The organism is Streptomyces tritici (genome assembly GCF_048500665.1).
In the GTDB taxonomy this organism is placed as follows: Bacteria; Actinomycetota; Actinomycetes; order Streptomycetales; family Streptomycetaceae; genus Streptomyces; species Streptomyces tritici.
The window spans coordinates 6,364,755-6,381,415 of sequence record NZ_CP183183.1 but is presented as its reverse complement, the minus strand read 5'-3'; the positions used below and the strand labels follow the sequence as shown (position 1 = coordinate 6,381,415).

Genomic DNA, 16,661 nt, shown 5'->3' with positions numbered 1-16,661 from the left:
CGTCGGTCGGTCCAGGCGCGTCGCGCGGTCCAGGCGGCAGCTCCGAGGCGGTTACGCGGGTCCCCTGACGCCCGGGAGCGTCAGGGCCCCCCGCTGCTCGCCTCCCGCGCCGCGTCTACTCGGCCGGTACGGGGCGGGCAGCTCGCTGGAGGCGCGGACCACCAGACGGGTGGGGACCATGAGGGTGCGGGCGCGGGTGCGGTCACCGTCCAGGCGGGCGAGGGCGGTGCGGGCCGCGGTCTCGCCGATGGCCGCCGGGTCCTGGGCCACGACGGTCAGGGCCGGTTCGAGGACCTCCGCGAGCGGGAGGTCGTCGAAGGTGACCAGGGCGACGTCCTTGCGTCCCGCGCGGGTGAGCTGCCGGACGACCCCGAGGGCCATGATGTTGTTCGCCGCGAACAGGGCGGTGGGGGGATGCGGCCGGTCGAGGAGGGCGGTGGTCTCGGCGGCGGCCTCGGCCTGGGTGTGCGCGCCGGTCACCAGGGCCCGGTCGTAGGGCAGTCCGGCCTCGTCGAGGGCCGAGCGGTAGCCGGCGAGCCGCTCGCGCCGGGTGTAGAGCTTGGCCGGGAGGTCACCGATGAAACCGATCCGGCGGTGGCCGCGGGCGATGAGGTGGGAGACGCCCTCGTGGACGCCCGTGCGGTTGGAGCTGACCACGCAGTCGGCCGACAGGCCGACGCCCGGCCGGTCGAGGAACACGACGGGCAGACCGGTCGCGCGCGGCGCCTTGAGATGGCTGTGGTCGGCTCCGAACGCGGGCACGACCATCAGCACGCTGACGCGCCGGGCGAGGAACGTCTGGATCAGCGCCCTCTCCCGGTCGGGGTCCTCGGCCGACGAGCCCATGAGCAGGGTCAGGCCCCGGCCTCGTACGACGTCCTCGATGGCACCGGCCACGGTCCCGAAGAAGGGGTTGCCGAGGTCGGGTACGACCAGGCCGACGGTGGTGTCGGGGCCTCCGACGCGGATGTTGCGGGCCATCAGGTTCGGCTGGAAGCCGAGCTTCGCGACCGCCGCGAGCACCCGCTCGCGGGTCTCCGGGGAACTCGGGCCGTCCTCGTTGAGGACCCGGGACACCGTCTTGGCGCTGACGCCCACTTCTCTGGCGACATCGGCCAGTGTGGGGCGGCGGTTCGCGGCCATGTACCACCGTTCCGTTCCTGTGCGTTCGCCGGCCCGGCCCCCTGCCGGAGGCCGGGGGCCGGGCCCGCTGTGCTGACTGACGCGGCGGCCGTGCGGCCGGCGCGGCGTCGCCCCCGCGGCGACTCAGTGGGCGGACACGCCTGCCGCCTGGGCGGCATCCGCGTCGGCAACGACCGTACCTCCCTCGTCGCTCACCCTGAGCGCCCCCGTCATGATGGCGACGACTTCCGCCATGGAGTGGTCGGACGGTTTGATCAGCGCTTCGCGACGGCCGAGCCGGTGGATGTGGATGCGGTCGGCGATCTCGAAGACGTGCGGCATGTTGTGACTGATCAGGACCACCGGCATGCCCTTGTCGCGGACCCGGCGGATCAGGTCCAGGACCTGCCCCGACTCCTTGACGCCCAGCGCGGCGGTGGGCTCGTCCATCACCACGACGCTCGTGGCCCAGGCGACGGCCCGCGCGACCGCCACGGCCTGCCGCTGACCGCCGGAGAGCGTCTCCACCGGCTGTGTCAGCGACCGGAGTCCGATCTTGAGGTCGGCCATGTGGGCCGCCGCCTCCTGGCGCATGCGCTTCTTGTCGAGCATCCGCAGCGCGCCGCCGAGGAAGCCCGGCCGGCGCAGCTCGCGCCCGAGGAACATGTTGGAGGCGATGTCCATGGAGGCGGCGACTGCCAGGTCCTGGTAGACGGTCTCGATGCCGTGCTGCCGGGCGCTCTGCGGCCCGGAGAACCTGATGGGTTCGCCGTTCAGCCGGATCTCGCCCTCGTCGGGGGTGATCGCGCCGGTGAGGGCCTTGATCAGGCTCGTCTTTCCGGCGCCGTTGTCGCCGATGACGGCCAGGACCTCGCCGGGCATCAGGTCGAAGTCGGCGCCGTCGATGGCGGTGACGTGGCCGTACCGCTTGACCAGGCCGCGGGCCTGGAGCACGGGTGTGACATCGGCGTTTGTCATCGTGCCTTCCTCCGGGAGATCTGGTCGACGGTCACGGCCAGGACCACCAGCACGCCGGTGATCAGGGTCTGGTAGATGGAGGCGACGCCCATCAGCTGGAGGCCGTTGCGGAACACACCGACGATGAGGACGCCGATGAAGGTGCCGAGGACGGCGCCCCGGCCGCCGAAGAGGCTGGTGCCGCCCAGGACGACGGCGGTGATGCTGTCCAGGTTGTCGGTCTGCCCGGCCTGCGGGTCGCCGACGCCGGTGCGGGAGACCAGGAGCAGGGCGGCGATGCCGTAGACGAGCCCGGCCAGGGTGTAGATGCCGATCGTCAGCCGGGAGGTGCGGATGCCGTTGAGGCGGGCGGCCTCGGGGCTGTTGCCGAGGGCGTACACGTGCCGGCCCCAGGAGGTGCTGCTGAGCGCGTAGGCGAAGAGCAGGAACAGGGCGATGGTGACGATCGAGCCGTACGTGATGTCGGTGTTGCCGAGCGGGAACGTCTCGCCGAGCGCGGTGAGCGGCCCGGGGAGGTTGGTGACCGTCTGCTCGGCGGAGTAGATGTGGGTCAGGGCGAACGCCACATTGAGCATGCCGAGGGTGACGATGAACGGCGGCAGCGGGATCAGCTGCACCAGCAGGCCGTTGACCAGGCCGAAGCACGCGCAGACGGCGAGGCCGAGCGCGATCGCGACCAGCGGGGGCAGGCCGCCCTCGGCGGCCGTCTTGGCGATGACGATGCTGCCGAACGCCATGACGGCGCCGCAGGAGAGGTCGATGCCGGCGGTGAGGATGATCAGGGTCTGACCGATGGCCAGCGTGCCCACGACCATGACCTGCTGGACGATCAGCGAGAAGTTGCCTCCGGTGAGGAACTGCTCGGTCGTCAGGGAGAAGAACACGCAGGCCAGCAGCAGGGCGACGAGCGGACCCGTGGTGGGCGTGGTGAGCAGCCGGCGGACCGTGGTCGGCCCTTTCAGCTGGTCGTAGGGGAGGGTGGTGGCTGTCATGGCGGTCCTTGCCGGGTGGGTGGGCGGTCGGCGGTGCGGGGGGCGTCGGCGTGGCCCCGGGTGCCGGGGCTCAGCCCCAGCACTTCTCCAGGCCGTACGCGGTGTTCTCGGCCTCGACGCCCGCCGGGGCCGTGTCGGTGATGAGGGTGACGCCGGTGTCGGTGTAGCCGGAGGCCTTCTTGCCGCCCTTGGCGAAGTCGGCGACCGCCTTGACGCCCTGGGAGGCCATCTCGAGCGGGTACTGCTGCGAGGTCGCCGCGATCTTGCCTTCCTTCACGGCCTTCGTGCCGGTGCAGCCGCCGTCGACGGAGACGACCAGCACCTTCTTCTCCAGGCCCTTCGCCTTCAGCGCGGTGTGGGCGCCCAGTGCGGCCGGTTCGTTGATCGTGTAGACGACGTTGATGTCCGGGGACTTCTGGAGGCAGTTCTCCATCGCCGTCTGGCCCTTGGCCTGGTCGCCGCCGGTGTCCTGCATGCACACGATCGACGGGTCGCCCTCCGCGACGCCGAAGCCCTTCAGGAAGCCCTGGTGGCGCTGCACGCCCACCGCGACGCCGGGCGCGAGGTCCAGGGTGGCGATCTTCGCCTCCTTGCCGGCCATGGCCGCCTTGGCGTACCGGCCGATGAGCTCGCCCGCCTTCACGTTGTCGGTGGCGAAGAGGGCGTCGGTGGCGTCCTGTGGTTCGGTCGGGCTGTCGAGCGCGATGACGAGGACGCCCTTGGCACGTGCCTTCTCGAGGGCGGGGACGATGGCCTTGGAGTCGTTGGGCGTGATGAGGATGCCCTTCACGCCGGAGTTGACCATGTTCTCGACCGCGGTGACCTGGCCCGCGTTGTCGCCGTCGAACTTCCCGGCCGCGCTGACGAGTTCGACGCCGTTCTCCTTCGCGGCCCGCTCGGCTCCCTCCTTCATCTTGACGAAGAACGGGTTGGTGTCGGTCTTGGTGATCAGCCCGACCTTGGTTCCGCCGCCTCCGGATCCGCCCTGCGCGCCGGCGCCGCAGGCCGTCAGGGTCAGCGCCGAGACGGCGGCGAGAGCGGTGAGGCCGGCGGAGGAGGCGCGGAGGGCGCGGTTTCTGCGAAGCATGCTGATCTCCTGCTGGACGATGCTGAAGGGGGCTGAACGAGCGGAACGGTCGCGTGGACCGAAGGGGCGGCGGCAGGGGGAACTGCTGTCGTCGGAACGCTTGCGGGGCGGTGTCATCGTTGACCGATGTCATCGTTGACACCGCTTGCGGAGGATGATGAACTCCGTCACCCGGAAACGTCAATGCCTTGGCGCCGTCACAGAACGGCAACACCGCCCGCACCGCCTCACAAACGAGAGCCGCGCTCCTCCGTGAGCGTGCTCAAGTCCCGCGCCCCCGCAGCCTTCTCGCGCTGCCCGCCTGGAGAGAACGAGTCATGCGCCTGCCTCTGGTCACCGTCCTCGGAGAATGCGTCGCGGACGCCTTCACCGTCCCCGCACCCGCCCAGGACGAACTCGCCCTGCGGGTCCTGCCGGGCGGCGGTCCGGCGAACACGGCCGTGGCGCTCGCCCGGCTGGGCACCCCCGCCCGCTTCCTGGGGCGGCTGTCCGACGACGTCTTCGGCCGCCTGTTCCGCGGCCACCTGGAGGCCTCGGGCGTCGACCTCTCGGCCGCCGTACGCGCGGCCGAACCCAGCACGCTGGCCGTCGCCGAACTCGACGCCCAGGGCCGGGCGGCGTACTCCTTCCACGCCCAGGGCACCGCGGACTGGCAGTGGACGGCGGACGAACTCTCCGGGGCGGACCTGGCCTCCACGGCCTGCCTGCACTCCGGCTCCCTCGCGCTGGTGCGCGAGCCCGGCGGCACGGTCGTGGAGGAGTTCCTCGCCCGCGCCTCCGCCACGGCCACGGTCTCCCTCGACCCGAACGTCCGGCCCCTGCTCGTCACGCCGGAGGTCTACCGGGAGCGCCTGCCGCGCTGGTGCGCGCTCGCGGACGTCCTCCGGCTGAGCGAGGAGGACCTGGAGCTGCTGCTGCCCGCGTACACGGTCGAGCGCGCCTGCGACGCCTGGCACGCGGCGGGCGTCCCCCTCGTGGTGATCACCCGCGGCGAGCGCGGCGCGGTCGCCTCGCTGCACGGCGAGCGGGTGTTCGTGCCGACGCCTCCGACCGACGTGGTCGACACCGTCGGCGCGGGCGACTCCTTCACCGCCGGCCTCCTGCACCACCTCGGCGCCAAGGGGTTCCTCGGCGGACGGCTGACGGACCTTCGGATCGGCGACGTCTTCGACGCCTGTGCCTTCGCCGCCCGGGTGGCGGCGCTGACCTGCGGCGTCGTCGGGCCGAACCCGCCGTGGGCGGACCGACTGCGGCTTCCCGAACCGACGGCCGGACTCACCGCCGGCTGAACCGCCGACTGAACCGCCCGCTGCACCGGCGGCTGAACCGTCGCAGAACCGCCCGGCCCGACGAACCCGGCCCGGCCCATTGACGCACCGCCCGAAGCCCGCCCATCATCACTCCCCAGCGGATGTCATCGCTGTCACATGTCATCGTTGACACTCCCTTCCCGGGGCGCCCCCACCGCCCGGCACCGCGCATCCCACCCGTGCCAGGAGAAACCATGAGCAGAGTCCCCGCACGCCGCCGTGTCCCCCTCCGCCTCGCCGCCGCAGCGGCCGCGACCTGCGCGCTCGCCGTCGCCTCCGTCGCCCCGCCGGCGGCGGCCGAGGCCGGCCGGCCGTACTCGGAGACGTACCGCCCCCAGTTCCACTTCAGCCCCGCGAAGAACTGGATGAACGACCCCAACGGGCTCGTCTGGTTCAAGGGCGAGTACCACCTCTTCTACCAGTACAACCCCAACGGCAACACCTGGGGCGACATGTCCTGGGGTCACGCCGTCAGCAAGGACCTGGTGCACTGGCAGGAACTCCCCCTCGCCCTCCCGCACGACGACGAGGAGATGGTCTTCTCCGGCAGCGCCGTCGTCGACCACGGCAACACCACGGGGTTCGGCACCGCGGAGAACCCTGCGATGGTGGCCGTCTACACCAGCCACTTCAAGGACGGCGGCAAGCAGGCCCAGTCCCTGGCGTACAGCACCGACCGCGGCCGTACGTGGACCAAGTACGCGGGCAACCCCGTACTCGACATCGGGTCGACCGAGTTCCGCGACCCCAAGGTCCAGTGGTACGCGCCCACCAAGAGCTGGCTGATGACGGTCTCGCTCTCCACCGAGCACAAGGTCCGGTTCTACTCCTCCAAGGACCTCAAGAACTGGACCCATCTCAGCGACTTCGGCCCGCAGAACGCGGTGGGCGGCGTCTGGGAGTGCCCGGACCTCTTCCCCCTGCCCGTCGACGGCGTCCCCGGGCGCGTCAAGTGGGTGCTCGTCGTCAACATCAACCCGGGGGGAATCGCGGGAGGTTCGGCCGCCCAGTACTTCGTGGGCGACTTCGACGGCAAGCGTTTCACTCCCGACGACGACGGCTCGTACACACCGCCGCCCGGTGTGGTGGTGCAGGACTTCGAGGGGACCGACTACGGCACCTGGCGGACGACCGGCACCGCCTTCGGCTCAGGCCCCGTCCCGGTCCCCGCGCCCGGGACGTCGGGCATGAGCGGCGTTGAGGGCCGGGGACTCGTCGACAGTTTCCACACCGGCGACCACGAGACCGGCACCCTCACCTCGCCGCCGTTCACCGTGACCAGCCCGTATCTCAACTTCAAGGTGGGCGGCGGCCGGCACCCGCACGTCCCCGGCTCCGTCATGGGTGACGCGCCCGCCCCCGCGGGAGAGGTCCTCGCCGACTTCGAGCAGGACGGCTACGGCTCCTGGACGACCACGGGCACCGCGTTCGGCGACGGGCCCGCGTCCGGCACCCTCCCCGGGCAGCACGAGGTGTCCGGACACGAGGGCGGCGGCCTCGTGAACACCTTCCTGGGCGGCGACGCCACCACCGGCACCCTCACCTCACCCGAGTTCACGATCACCGCGAAGCACCTCAACTTCCTTGTCGGAGGCGGCAACCACCCCTCGGGGGCCGAAGCGCCCACCGCCGTCCGGCTAATCGTCGACGGACGGATCGTCCGGAGCGCCACCGGCACCGACTCCGAACAGCTCAACTGGGTCTCCTGGGATCTCGGCGACCTCGCCGGCCGGACCGCGCGCATCGAGGTCGTCGACGAGAACACCGGTGGCTGGGGGCACATCCTGCTGGACCAGGTCATGCTGTCCGACACCCCCGGACAACCCCGCTCGACGGAGACCGCTGTCAACCTCCTCGTCGACGGGAAGGTCGTCGCCAGCGCGACCGGCGCCGACAGCGGACACCTGGACTGGGCGTCCTTCGACCTCCGCCCCCATCAGGGCAAGCAGGCCACCGTCCAGATCGTCGACATGAACCGGGCCGGCTGGGGCCACGTCATGGCCGACCACTTCGTCGCCGCCGACCGGCCGGCCGTCCCGGCCGTCCGGCGGGCCGACTGGGTCGACCACGGCAAGGACTACTACGCCGCCGTCTCCTGGGAGAACGCCCCGGACGGCAAGCGCCACATGATCGGCTGGATGAACAACTGGCAGTACGGCAACGCCGTTCCGACCTCCCCGTGGCGCGGCGCGCAGAGCATCCCGCGCGAGATGGCGCTGCGCACCGTGAACGGCCGGATCCGGCTCACGCAGCGGCCCGTGTCCACCGTGGAGTCGCTCCGCGGCCCCTCGGTCGGCGTCCACGACCTCAGGATCGCGGAAGGCTCCGTGCCGCTGGCGGCGGGCCGGGCCGACGGCACGGCGCTCGACATCCGGGCCACCTTCACCCTCGCCGACGCCGAACGCTTCGGATTCACGGTCCGCACGGGCGAGGGCCAGGAGACCGTCATCGGCTACGACAAGCTGACGCAGGAGCTGTACGTCGACCGGACCCGCTCGGGCGCGGTCGACTTCCACGGCGACTTCCCCGGCGTCCAGCGCGCACCCCTGACGGCGAGGAACGGCAAGGTCGAGCTCCGGATCCTGGTCGACCGGTCCTCGGTCGAGGTGTTCGGCGGCGACGGGGAGGCCGTGATCACGGACCAGATCTTCCCCAGCCCCGACAGCGACGGCATCCGCCTCTTCGCCGAGGGCGGCACCGCCCGCCTGGACAGCGCCAGGGTCTGGCAGATGCGGTCGTACCACGACTGACCGGGTTCGCCGCACCACGACCGACCCGGTTCGCCGTACCACGACCGACCGGGTTCAGCGGAAGGCGTCCGCGTTCTCCGACGCCCACTGACGGAACGGGCGGGCCGGCGTTCCGGTGACCCGGGGAACCGTGTCGCGCACCCTCAGCCTCCTTGAGCAGGGCGCTGCCTATGTTGCCGGTGGCTCCGGTCACGAGGATCATGCGTGTTTCCCGTCGTCGGACGATCACGTGGGCGACACGCTAGAACCTCGATCTTGCTTGAGGTCAAGGCGCCTGATCGTGCTTTCGGCGAGACGCCGCGTGCGCATGCGGCGGGGTCGTCAGCCGCCGACGTGGATGCCGGGGCGGCGGGCGGGGTCGGGTTCGTGGCTGCGGATGATCTCGCGGGTGACCGGCGCGGTGTCACCGCGGCCCAGGAGGAAGTACCGGACCATGTGCACGAGCGGGCTGCCTTCGGCCCAGGCGAAGTAGCAGTGCGGCTGGACACCGGTGGCGTCCCGCAGGGCCAGCAGGATCGCGGCGATGGCGTTGGGCGCGGCCGGCGCGGAGGCGCGCAGGACGCGGTATCCGTCCACGTCGACGCCGTGGACGGTGAGGGTGTCGCTGAAGTCGGAGGGGTCGACGACGTCGATCTCGAGGAAGAGGACGTCGGCGGCGCCGGGCACCGGGTTGACGCCGCGCTGTTCGCGTTCCTTGGCGCTGTACTCCCCGACGTCGCCCGCCTGGCGGCGGTTGGCGATGACGTTGATGGCGTTGTCGTGGGCGAGGGTGTCGTCGATGAACCGGCGGGCCTCGCTGTCGAAGACGATGCGGTCGGCGCGCAGCTCGGTGGTGCGGGAGACGCGGGAGATCAGCGACACGACGATGATGCCGGCGATGAAGAAGGCCGAGATGACGATGCCGTCGGGCTTGTCGACGATGTTGGCGATCAGGGCGTACAGCAGGACCGCGGTGAGCAGGGCGAAGCCGACCGTGGTGGCGCGCCGCCGGTGGCGGGCCGCGGAGACGGTGACGGCGAAGGCGCCGGAGACCATCATGGCGAGGATGCCGGTGGCGTAGGCGCCGGCCTGGGCGTCGACGTCGGCGTCGAAGGCGATCGTGATGACGACGCACAGGGCGGTGTACACGATGACGACGGGCCGCAGGGCGCGCCCCCATTCGGGCGCCATGCCGTAGTCGGGCAGGTAGCGGGGCACGATGTTGACCAGTCCGGCCATGGCGGAGGCCCCGGCGAACCACAGGATGAGAATGGTGCTGATGTCGTAGACGGTGCCGAACGCCTCTCCGACGTGTTCGTGCGCCACCCACGCCAGGGCGCGTCCGTTGGCGGCGCCACCCGGCTCGAACTGCTCCTGCGGGATGAGGACGGTGGTGACGAAGCTCGCCGAGAGCAGGTAGACGCTCATGATGAGGGCCGCGGCGGTCAGCAGCTTGCGGGTGTTGCGGATCCGTGCGCGCAGCCGCTGCTCCGCGTCGGCGCCTTCCGCCGCGACGAGGGGCATCATGCTCACACCGGTCTCGAACCCGGACAGGCCCAGCACCAGCAGCGGGAAGGCCAGGAGCGCCGGGCCCATCAAGTCACCGAAGCCGCCGGTGGAGGTGAGGGCGTCGGTCCAGGCCGACCAGGCGGCGGGGGTCGTGACCACGTGGGCCAGGCCGACGCCGATGACGACGGCGTTGAGGGCGAGGAACACCGCGACGAGCGGGATGGCCACGCTCACCGCTTCGCTGAAGCCGAGCAGGAACACCCCGCCGAGGACCAGGAGCAGCGCCACGGTGAGCGCCACTTCGTGGCCGTGCAGTGCGGCGGGGAAGAAGGGGTTCTCCACCACGTGGACAGAGGCGTCCGCGGTGGACAGGGTGATGGTGATGATCCACGAGGTGGCGACGAAGCCGAGCAGGATCAGCACGAACAGCTTGCCCCACCAGAACGGGAGCAGGTCCTCCAGCATCGCCACCGAGCCGGCCCCGTGCGGGCTCTCTTTCGCCACCCGCCGGTACATCGGCAGCATCCCCAGCAGCGTCAGGGCCACGATCAGCAGCGTCGCCAGCGGGGAGACCGCACCGGCCGCCAGTGCGGCGATCGCCGGGACGTAGGCCAGGCTGGAGAAGTAGTCCACTCCGGTCAGGCACATCACCTTCCACCAGGCGTGCGGTACGGCGTGCCCCTCGCCGGCCGCCGGCCCCACCGGCTGCACCCGGTGCCGCAGCAGCCACTGGGCCAGCCGCCCGGACGGCTCCGCGCGCAGGGTAGGGCTGTCCACCACCTCCGGCATCGCCGGCTCGTCCCGTTCCGTCACGGCCCTGTCAACCTTCCTCGCCATCCCTGGCCGCCGACGACGACTCGTTCAGCGCCCACAACGATCACCGAGTATGCGCCCGCGACCGGCAAGGGCCACATCGGGCATAACGGGCTCCCGATGCCTCGTGGACGTCACTTTCCGGTACTCCCCCGCCACCCCGAGCGGACCTTCGAACCGCAACAGACAGCAAGGGAACGGACAAAACGGTAGCCAAAAGGCCGCCGACGCGGTGTGTCGCGGGCGCTCGGCCCGGCCTCTCCGCTCATTCCGGCCGCCGGAAATCTTGATGCGTTCCTAGCAGGGCCCCGGACCCGGCAACGGCCTCGGAGTGCAGCCCGTCGGTCAGTGCGGCCCGTCGGTCAGTGCGGCCCGTCGGTCAGTCGGCGGGCGCGTGGCACGGGCGGACGGTGGCCGGGTCCTGGTCGATCAGGTCCTCGTACACCGCGACCTTGTGCGCGATCAGGTCCAGTGACTGCGTGAGCCGGCCGATCTCGGCGGTGACGCGCGCGTGGTGTTCGCGCATGAGCGCGAGGCGTTCCCGCTCGTTGCCCGCACCGTCCCGGACGAGGTCGGTGTAGCGGCGCAGCGCGGGGAGGGGCATGCCCGAGGCGCGGAGGATGATGCAGACGGTCAGCCAGTCCACGTCGTCCTCGCTGTAGACGCGGCGCCCGCCGGGTCCGCGTCGCACCGCGTTCAGGAAGAGGCCCTCGCGCTCGTAGAAGCGCAGGGTGTGCACGCTCAGACCGGTGCGCTCGACGACCTGTCCGATGCTCAGACTCGCGGTGGTATCGGCCATGCCGGTCAGGGTAACGGGCTTGATCTAGAGCCGACTCCAGTTCCTAGGGTGCCTCGTGCGGTCGGCGCCCGTGCCGGCCCGCGTCATCGGTCGAACCAGCAGAAGGAGTACGACGATGCGCTATCGCACGCTCGGCAGGACCGGTATCGAGGTCAGCGTCCACTGTCTCGGGACCATGATGTTCCAGGACGGCTGCAACTCCGACCACGACGACTGCGTCCGCATCATTCACGCCGCCCTCGACCAGGGCGTCAACTTCGTCGACACCGCCGACATGTACGGGCAGGGCGAGTCCGAGGAGATCGTCGGCAAGGCGCTGCGGGGGCGCCGTGACGACGTCGTGCTCGCGACGAAGGTGCACTTCCGGATGGGTGAGGGCCGCAACCGCAGCGGCAACTCGCGGCGTTGGATCCTGAAGGCGGTCGAGGACAGCCTGCGGCGGCTGGGCACGGAGTGGATCGACCTCTACCAGGTGCACCTTCCCGACCCGGCGACGGACATCGAGGAGACGCTCTCGGTGCTCAGCGACCTGGTGCGCCAGGGCAAGATCCGCGCCTTCGGCTGCTCGAACTTCCCGGTCGAGGACATCGTCGAGGCGCACCACGTCTCCGAGCGGCGCGCCCTCGGACGCTTCCGTACCGCGCAGCCGCCCTACTCGATCCTGGCCCGTGGGGTCGAGACCTCGCTCCTGCCCGTCTGCGAGCGGTACGGGATGGGGGTGCTGGTCTGGAGTCCGCTGGCCTTCGGCTTCCTGACCGGCAGGCACCGGAAGGGCCGGCCCGTCGACATGGCGACGGGCCGGGCGGCGCTCCGGCCGGCGTTCTTCGATCCCGCGCTCGCGGAGAACGCCGCCAAGCTCGACGCCGTCGAGCAGCTCGTCGAACTGGCGGAGGACCTCGGCTGCACCCTGCCGCAGCTCGCCGTGGCCTTCACCGTGACCCACCCCGCCGTGACGTCGGCGATCATCGGCCCGCGGACGATGGCGCAGCTGGAGGACCTGCTCAAGGGCGCCGCCCTCACCCTGGACGACGCGGCCCTCGACCGGATCGACGCGATCGTGCCGCCCGGCGTGAACCGTTACCACCCCACCGCCGCGTTCCCTCCCCGCTCCCTGACCGACACCGCCCTGCGCCGCCGGCCCCTCGCCGACCGCGCCGCGGCCTGAGCGACCGGGCCTGCGGGCCCGGGTCCTGCCGGAGCCGGGCCGGCAGCGCCCGGTCGATGTGATCCACAACTCTCCATCCGGCATTCGCTGTTCACGGCAGTACTTCATCCTGCACCATGCGACTGAGGCCGATTCATATTCGGCGTACCGGATGGTTGGACGAGGAGTGGACTCCATGAGCGGCGAGCGCCCGGGGCTGTACGAGATGCTGGACGACCGGTTCCGTACCGGACGGTGCATGAACGGCGACAGCGCACTCGAAGTCCTCTACAGCGGCTGCCGTTGGGCCGAGGGCCCGATCTACGTGCCGGCCTGGCGCCAGGTGGTGTGGAGCGACATCCCCAACGACCGGATGCTGCGGTGGGACGAGGAGACCGGCGCGGTCGGCGTCTTCCGCCGCTCGGCCGGACACACCAACGGCAACACCCTCGACCGCGAGGGCCGGCTGATCACCTGCGAGCAGGGCAACCGCCGGGTGACCCGGACCGAACACGACGGCACGGTCACGGTGTTGGCCGACCGCTGGCAGGGCAAGCGCCTGAACAGCCCGAACGACGCGACCGTGAAGTCCGACGGCTCGATCTGGTTCTCCGACCCGGACTTCGGCATCACCAGCGACTACGAGGGGCACCGCGCCGAGAGCGAGATCGGCGCCAACAACGTCTACCGCATCGACCCCGCCACCGGTGACGTACGGCTGGTCGCGGACTGCTTCGGCGCGCCGAACGGGCTGGTCTTCTCGCCCGACGAACGGCAGTTGTTCGTCTCCGACACCCGCGCGGGCTTCATCCGGGTGTTCGACGTCCGCGACGACGGCACCCTGTCCGACGGCAAGGTCTTCGCCGAGGCCGGGGCGCGGGAGAACGCCCGCTTCGACAACCTCCGCTTCGACGACGGCGGCCGGCTCTGGGCCGCCGCGATGGCCGACGGCGTGCACTGCTACGACCCCGACGGCACCCTGATCGGCCGGCTCGACGTCCCGGAGACGGTCGCCAACATCTCCTGGGGCGGCCCCAAGCGCAACCGCCTCTTCATCACCGCCGAGACCAGCCTCTACTCGGTGGTCATGGGCGTCACCGGCACGCACCCGGCCGGACCGGGCCGGCGGCCCCGGCGGTAACCGGCACCCACGTGCTCTCCAACGCCCCTGGTCAGCCGAAGACGACCGACCAGGGCCGGGGCGCCTCGGTGTCGTCGTCCCTCGGTGCCGCCGTCGTGCGGTCGCGGGCAAGGACGTCCGACGCGACGGCGGCGAACAGCGGCGCGGCCGGGTGGGGCGACTGGCGGGGCCAGGCCGTCTGGACGCGCTGGGTGAGGGGGCGGCCGGCCAGGGGACGCCAGGCGACCCTGGGTTCCTTGCGGGCCACCTGGCCCTGGTCGAAGGCCACTCCGTGGCCCGCGGTGACCAGGCCGATGAGGAACTCGGGGTTGCGGGCGTGGCGCACCCGGGCGGGGACGAAGCCCGCCGCGCGGCAGATGTCGAGCGTCCTGTCGTACCAGCCGGGCGCGGCGGAGCGCGGGAAGAGCACCAGGTCGTGGCCCGTGAGCTCGGCGAGGGCGACCTCGGGGAGCCGGGCGAGGGGTGAGGTCCGGGGCAGGACGACGCCGAGGGCGACGCCCGCCTCGGGACCGAGGACGAGGTCGGTGGCGTCGACGGGGGCGTGCAGGAGGCCGACGTCGAGCCCGCCGGACACCAGCAGGCGCAGCTGCTCGTCCGTCGTGACCTCCTGGAGGTCCACCCGCAGGGCCGGCGCCCGCTCCGCGCACGCGGCGAGCAGCGCGCCGAGCGTCGCGGCGGAGGTGTCCGGCGGTACTCCGGCGCGCAGGGTGCCGAGGTCGCCGTCCCGGGCCCGTCGTACCAGGGCCCGGGTGCGGTCCTCGCGGGCCAGCAGGTCGCGCGCCTCGTCGAGGAGGACCGTGCCGGCCGGGGTGAGGCGGATCTGGCGCCGCGAGCGGTCGAAGAGTTCCGCGCCGAGGTCCTCCTCCAGTCTGCGGACGGCGCGGCTGAGGGGCGGCTGGGCCATGCCGAGCCGCTCGGCCGCCCGCCCGAAATTCATCTCGTCGGCGACGGCGAGGAAAATACGCAGGTGGCGCAGGAGATCCACGGGACGACAGTAGGCGACGGCGGCGGGAGAGGGGAGCGGGGGTTCGAGGTGGAGGGTGGGGAGAGGCTCACCGCGTTGTTCGCGGCGGCGGGGGCCCAGGGCGTGATGCACGCGGTGGACGTCGACTCCGGTGCGGAGGCGGGGGTGGGCGCCGACGAACCGGTCGTGCTCGCCTCGGTGTTCAAGGTGCTGCTGGTGCTGGAGTTCGCCCGCCAGGCGGCGGCCGGTCAGCTCGATCCGCGGGAGCGGGTACGGGTCACCGCCGGGTACCGGCTCGGCGGCTGGGGCACGGCGGGCTGTCTGGACGACGTGGAGATGTCGCTGCGCGACCTCGCGCATTTCGCGATGTCGGTGAGCGACAACACGGCCGCGGATCTCCTGCTGGAGCGGGTGGGGGTGGACACCCTGAACCTGCTGGCGGAGGAGCTGGGGCTGGTGCGCACCCGGATCGTCGGCGGGCCCCGGCAGCTGCTGGAGTCGATGCTCGCGGAGGTGGGGGCGGGCGACGAGCGGGAGTTCGCGGCCCTGTTCCCCACGCTGACCCCGGCCGAGGTCGCCGCGCTCGGCGTCTTCGACCCGGCCCGGACGAACGCGAGCACGCCCCGGGAGACGACGCGGCTGCTGCGGATGATCTGGCGCGACGAGGCCGGTCCCCCGCAGGCATGCGCCCAGGTAAGGGCGCTGATGGCGCGTCAGGTGTTCCGGCACCGCCTGGCGGCGGGGTTCGGGGACGGCGTGCGGGTCTCCGCGAAGACGGGCACGCTGCCCGGGTTGCACAACGAGGCGGGGGTGGCCGAGTACGCGGACGGCGGCCGGTACGCGGTCGCGGTGTTCGCCCGTACGCCCGAGCCGGTGGCGAACGCCACCCGGACGGACGTGGCGATCGGCACGGCCGCCCGGACGGCCGTGGATCTGCTGCGTGCCTCGTCCCCGCGCCACGCGGGCTGACCTGGTGTCATACACCTTGCGGTATCGATCGGGGACGGCTTCGGTCTTGGACGGGCACGGCTCCGAGCTGATCTTCTGCCTGCCATGAGTGAATTCGAAAGGACCACTGAAGCACGCTCGTTCGTCCGCCGGACGCTGCTGCGCGGCGCCGCCGTCGGAGCCGCCGTGCCCCTGCTGCCCGCCGCCGCGCAGGCGACGGCCGCGGAACGGGGCGACGGCCGCGCGGGAGCACGCGTACCGGCGGACAGCGCGACGCTGCGGTGGCTCGGCACCTCCGGCTGGCGCATCGACGTCCGCGGGCGCGGGGTGCTCTTCGACCCGTACATCACCCGTTTCCCGACCGGGCTGTTCGATCCGCAGGGGACGTTCGATCCGGCCACGGAGCTGACCTGCGACGAGGAGCTGGTGGCCCGCCACGCGGGGCGGCCGGAGCTGATCCTCGTCAGCCACACCCACTGGGACCACGTCAACGACGTTCCCTACCTCGCGAAGTCCACCGGCGCGCGGATCGTCGGGACGGAGACGACGTACCACGTGCTGCGCTCCCTCGGCGTCGACAAGGCGCAGATCAGCGTCGTCAAGGGCGGCGAGGTGCTGGACTTCGACGGTTTCACGGTCGAGGTCGTGCCCAGTCGGCACAGCCGCAACGCCAAGTGGTCGTACTTCGCCCCGGGCACCCTGAACGCGCCGCCGTCGCCCGCCCCGCGGACGATCTCGGACCTGCCGGAGGGCGACACGCTGGCGTTCCAGCTGTCGGTGGCGGGCGGGCCGTCGATGTTCCTCATGGGGGCGAGCGACTTCGACGAGCGGGCGGCGGCCGGGCTGCGGCCGGACGTCCTGATGGGAGCGGTGCAGTCCAGCAAGGCCACGTACCGCTACGTCCCGCGACTCCTCGGCGCGCTCGGCAGGCCCGCGACCGTGGTCCCGGTGCACTGGGACCACTTCGAGCGGCCGCTGACCGGGGCGCCGCTGCGCGACTCGGGGATGGACCTGGACGGTTTCGTCGCCGAGGTCCGACGCTGCAGTCCCACGTCCCGGGTGGTCGTCCCGGACTACACGACGCTGTACGGGGCGGACCTGCGGCCGGTGTCCCCCGCCTGAGCC

At 71.8% G+C, this 16,661-nt stretch carries 13 protein-coding genes; 6 read left to right on the top strand and 7 right to left on the bottom strand.

The window, feature by feature from the left end:
• Positions 1 to 51: 51 nt before the first annotated feature.
• From ACNJ93_RS29270 to ACNJ93_RS29255, 4 genes are all read right to left on the bottom strand, one after another.
• On the bottom strand, positions 52 to 1,143 hold the full coding sequence (locus ACNJ93_RS29270) for a LacI family DNA-binding transcriptional regulator (RefSeq protein ID WP_418960464.1): 1,092 nt from the start codon (positions 1,141 to 1,143) through the stop codon (positions 52 to 54).
• Between the two features lie 123 nt (positions 1,144 to 1,266).
• Entirely contained in the window at positions 1,267 to 2,100 is an 834-nt protein-coding gene (locus ACNJ93_RS29265; protein WP_418960463.1) for an ATP-binding cassette domain-containing protein, read from the bottom strand.
• Positions 2,097 to 3,092, bottom strand: coding sequence for an ABC transporter permease (locus tag ACNJ93_RS29260; protein WP_418960462.1), 996 nt, complete (start codon positions 3,090 to 3,092; stop codon positions 2,097 to 2,099). The genes ACNJ93_RS29265 and ACNJ93_RS29260 overlap by 4 nt, the downstream gene beginning before the upstream one ends.
• A 70-nt stretch (positions 3,093 to 3,162) precedes the next feature.
• A complete protein-coding gene (locus ACNJ93_RS29255) occupies positions 3,163 to 4,179 on the bottom strand; it encodes a sugar ABC transporter substrate-binding protein (protein ID WP_418960461.1) in 1,017 nt (338 codons plus the stop codon).
• A gap of 317 nt (positions 4,180 to 4,496) precedes the next feature.
• On the opposite strand from ACNJ93_RS29255, the gene ACNJ93_RS29250 reads away from it, so the two are divergent.
• Both ACNJ93_RS29250 and ACNJ93_RS29245 read left to right on the top strand, forming a co-directional pair.
• Positions 4,497 to 5,468: a carbohydrate kinase family protein gene (locus ACNJ93_RS29250; RefSeq protein ID WP_418960460.1), complete on the top strand. Its 972-nt coding sequence runs from the start codon at positions 4,497 to 4,499 to the stop codon at positions 5,466 to 5,468.
• 215 nt (positions 5,469 to 5,683) lie between these two features.
• Entirely contained in the window at positions 5,684 to 8,239 is a 2,556-nt protein-coding gene (locus tag ACNJ93_RS29245; RefSeq protein ID WP_418960459.1) for a GH32 C-terminal domain-containing protein, read from the top strand.
• 321 nt (positions 8,240 to 8,560) lie between these two features.
• Here the strand turns inward: ACNJ93_RS29245 and ACNJ93_RS29240 are convergent, their stop codons facing one another.
• Both ACNJ93_RS29240 and ACNJ93_RS29235 read right to left on the bottom strand, forming a co-directional pair.
• Positions 8,561 to 10,516, bottom strand: a complete 1,956-nt coding sequence (locus tag ACNJ93_RS29240) for an amino acid transporter (protein ID WP_418961570.1) — start codon at positions 10,514 to 10,516, stop codon at positions 8,561 to 8,563.
• Positions 10,517 to 10,919: 403 nt separating this feature from the next.
• A complete protein-coding gene (locus tag ACNJ93_RS29235; protein WP_418960458.1) occupies positions 10,920 to 11,339 on the bottom strand; it encodes a MerR family transcriptional regulator in 420 nt (139 codons plus the stop codon).
• Between the two features lie 115 nt (positions 11,340 to 11,454).
• On the opposite strand from ACNJ93_RS29235, the gene ACNJ93_RS29230 reads away from it, so the two are divergent.
• Together ACNJ93_RS29230 and ACNJ93_RS29225 are read left to right on the top strand one after the other, a co-directional pair.
• On the top strand, positions 11,455 to 12,504 hold the full coding sequence (locus tag ACNJ93_RS29230) for an aldo/keto reductase (RefSeq protein WP_418960457.1): 1,050 nt from the start codon (positions 11,455 to 11,457) through the stop codon (positions 12,502 to 12,504).
• Between the two features lie 175 nt (positions 12,505 to 12,679).
• Complete coding sequence (locus tag ACNJ93_RS29225; protein ID WP_418960456.1) at positions 12,680 to 13,624, top strand: SMP-30/gluconolactonase/LRE family protein; 945 nt, start codon at positions 12,680 to 12,682, stop codon at positions 13,622 to 13,624.
• Between the two features lie 31 nt (positions 13,625 to 13,655).
• Here ACNJ93_RS29225 and ACNJ93_RS29220 read toward each other — a convergent pair whose 3' ends face one another.
• Positions 13,656 to 14,600 carry a LysR family transcriptional regulator gene (locus tag ACNJ93_RS29220; protein ID WP_418961569.1) on the bottom strand — a complete coding sequence of 315 codons (945 nt, stop codon included), beginning with the start codon at positions 14,598 to 14,600 and terminating at the stop codon, positions 13,656 to 13,658.
• A gap of 114 nt (positions 14,601 to 14,714) precedes the next feature.
• On the opposite strand from ACNJ93_RS29220, the gene ACNJ93_RS29215 reads away from it, so the two are divergent.
• Together ACNJ93_RS29215 and ACNJ93_RS29210 are read left to right on the top strand one after the other, a co-directional pair.
• The gene (locus ACNJ93_RS29215) at positions 14,715 to 15,557 is read left to right on the top strand and encodes a serine hydrolase (RefSeq protein ID WP_418961568.1); all 843 of its coding nucleotides are present in this window, start codon (positions 14,715 to 14,717) and stop codon (positions 15,555 to 15,557) included.
• Positions 15,558 to 15,641: 84 nt separating this feature from the next.
• Positions 15,642 to 16,658 carry an MBL fold metallo-hydrolase gene (locus ACNJ93_RS29210; protein WP_418960455.1) on the top strand — a complete coding sequence of 339 codons (1,017 nt, stop codon included), beginning with the start codon at positions 15,642 to 15,644 and terminating at the stop codon, positions 16,656 to 16,658.
• The last annotated feature ends 3 nt before the right edge of the window (positions 16,659 to 16,661 follow it).

What these genes read in the sequence shown, in the direction of transcription:
- ACNJ93_RS29270 (WP_418960464.1), bottom strand. Translation starts at nt 1,143, where the DNA reads ATGGCCGCGAACCGCCGCCCCACACTGGCCGATGTCGCCAGAGAAGTG.
- ACNJ93_RS29265 (WP_418960463.1), bottom strand. Translation starts at nt 2,100, where the DNA reads ATGACAAACGCCGATGTCACACCCGTGCTCCAGGCCCGCGGCCTGGTC.
- ACNJ93_RS29260 (WP_418960462.1), bottom strand. Translation starts at nt 3,092, where the DNA reads ATGACAGCCACCACCCTCCCCTACGACCAGCTGAAAGGGCCGACCACG.
- ACNJ93_RS29255 (WP_418960461.1), bottom strand. Translation starts at nt 4,179, where the DNA reads ATGCTTCGCAGAAACCGCGCCCTCCGCGCCTCCTCCGCCGGCCTCACC.
- ACNJ93_RS29250 (WP_418960460.1), top strand. Translation starts at nt 4,497, where the DNA reads ATGCGCCTGCCTCTGGTCACCGTCCTCGGAGAATGCGTCGCGGACGCC.
- ACNJ93_RS29245 (WP_418960459.1), top strand. Translation starts at nt 5,684, where the DNA reads ATGAGCAGAGTCCCCGCACGCCGCCGTGTCCCCCTCCGCCTCGCCGCC.
- ACNJ93_RS29240 (WP_418961570.1), bottom strand. Translation starts at nt 10,516, where the DNA reads ATGCCGGAGGTGGTGGACAGCCCTACCCTGCGCGCGGAGCCGTCCGGG.
- ACNJ93_RS29235 (WP_418960458.1), bottom strand. Translation starts at nt 11,339, where the DNA reads ATGGCCGATACCACCGCGAGTCTGAGCATCGGACAGGTCGTCGAGCGC.
- ACNJ93_RS29230 (WP_418960457.1), top strand. Translation starts at nt 11,455, where the DNA reads ATGCGCTATCGCACGCTCGGCAGGACCGGTATCGAGGTCAGCGTCCAC.
- ACNJ93_RS29225 (WP_418960456.1), top strand. Translation starts at nt 12,680, where the DNA reads ATGAGCGGCGAGCGCCCGGGGCTGTACGAGATGCTGGACGACCGGTTC.
- ACNJ93_RS29215 (WP_418961568.1), top strand. Translation starts at nt 14,715, where the DNA reads ATGCACGCGGTGGACGTCGACTCCGGTGCGGAGGCGGGGGTGGGCGCC.
- ACNJ93_RS29210 (WP_418960455.1), top strand. Translation starts at nt 15,642, where the DNA reads ATGAGTGAATTCGAAAGGACCACTGAAGCACGCTCGTTCGTCCGCCGG.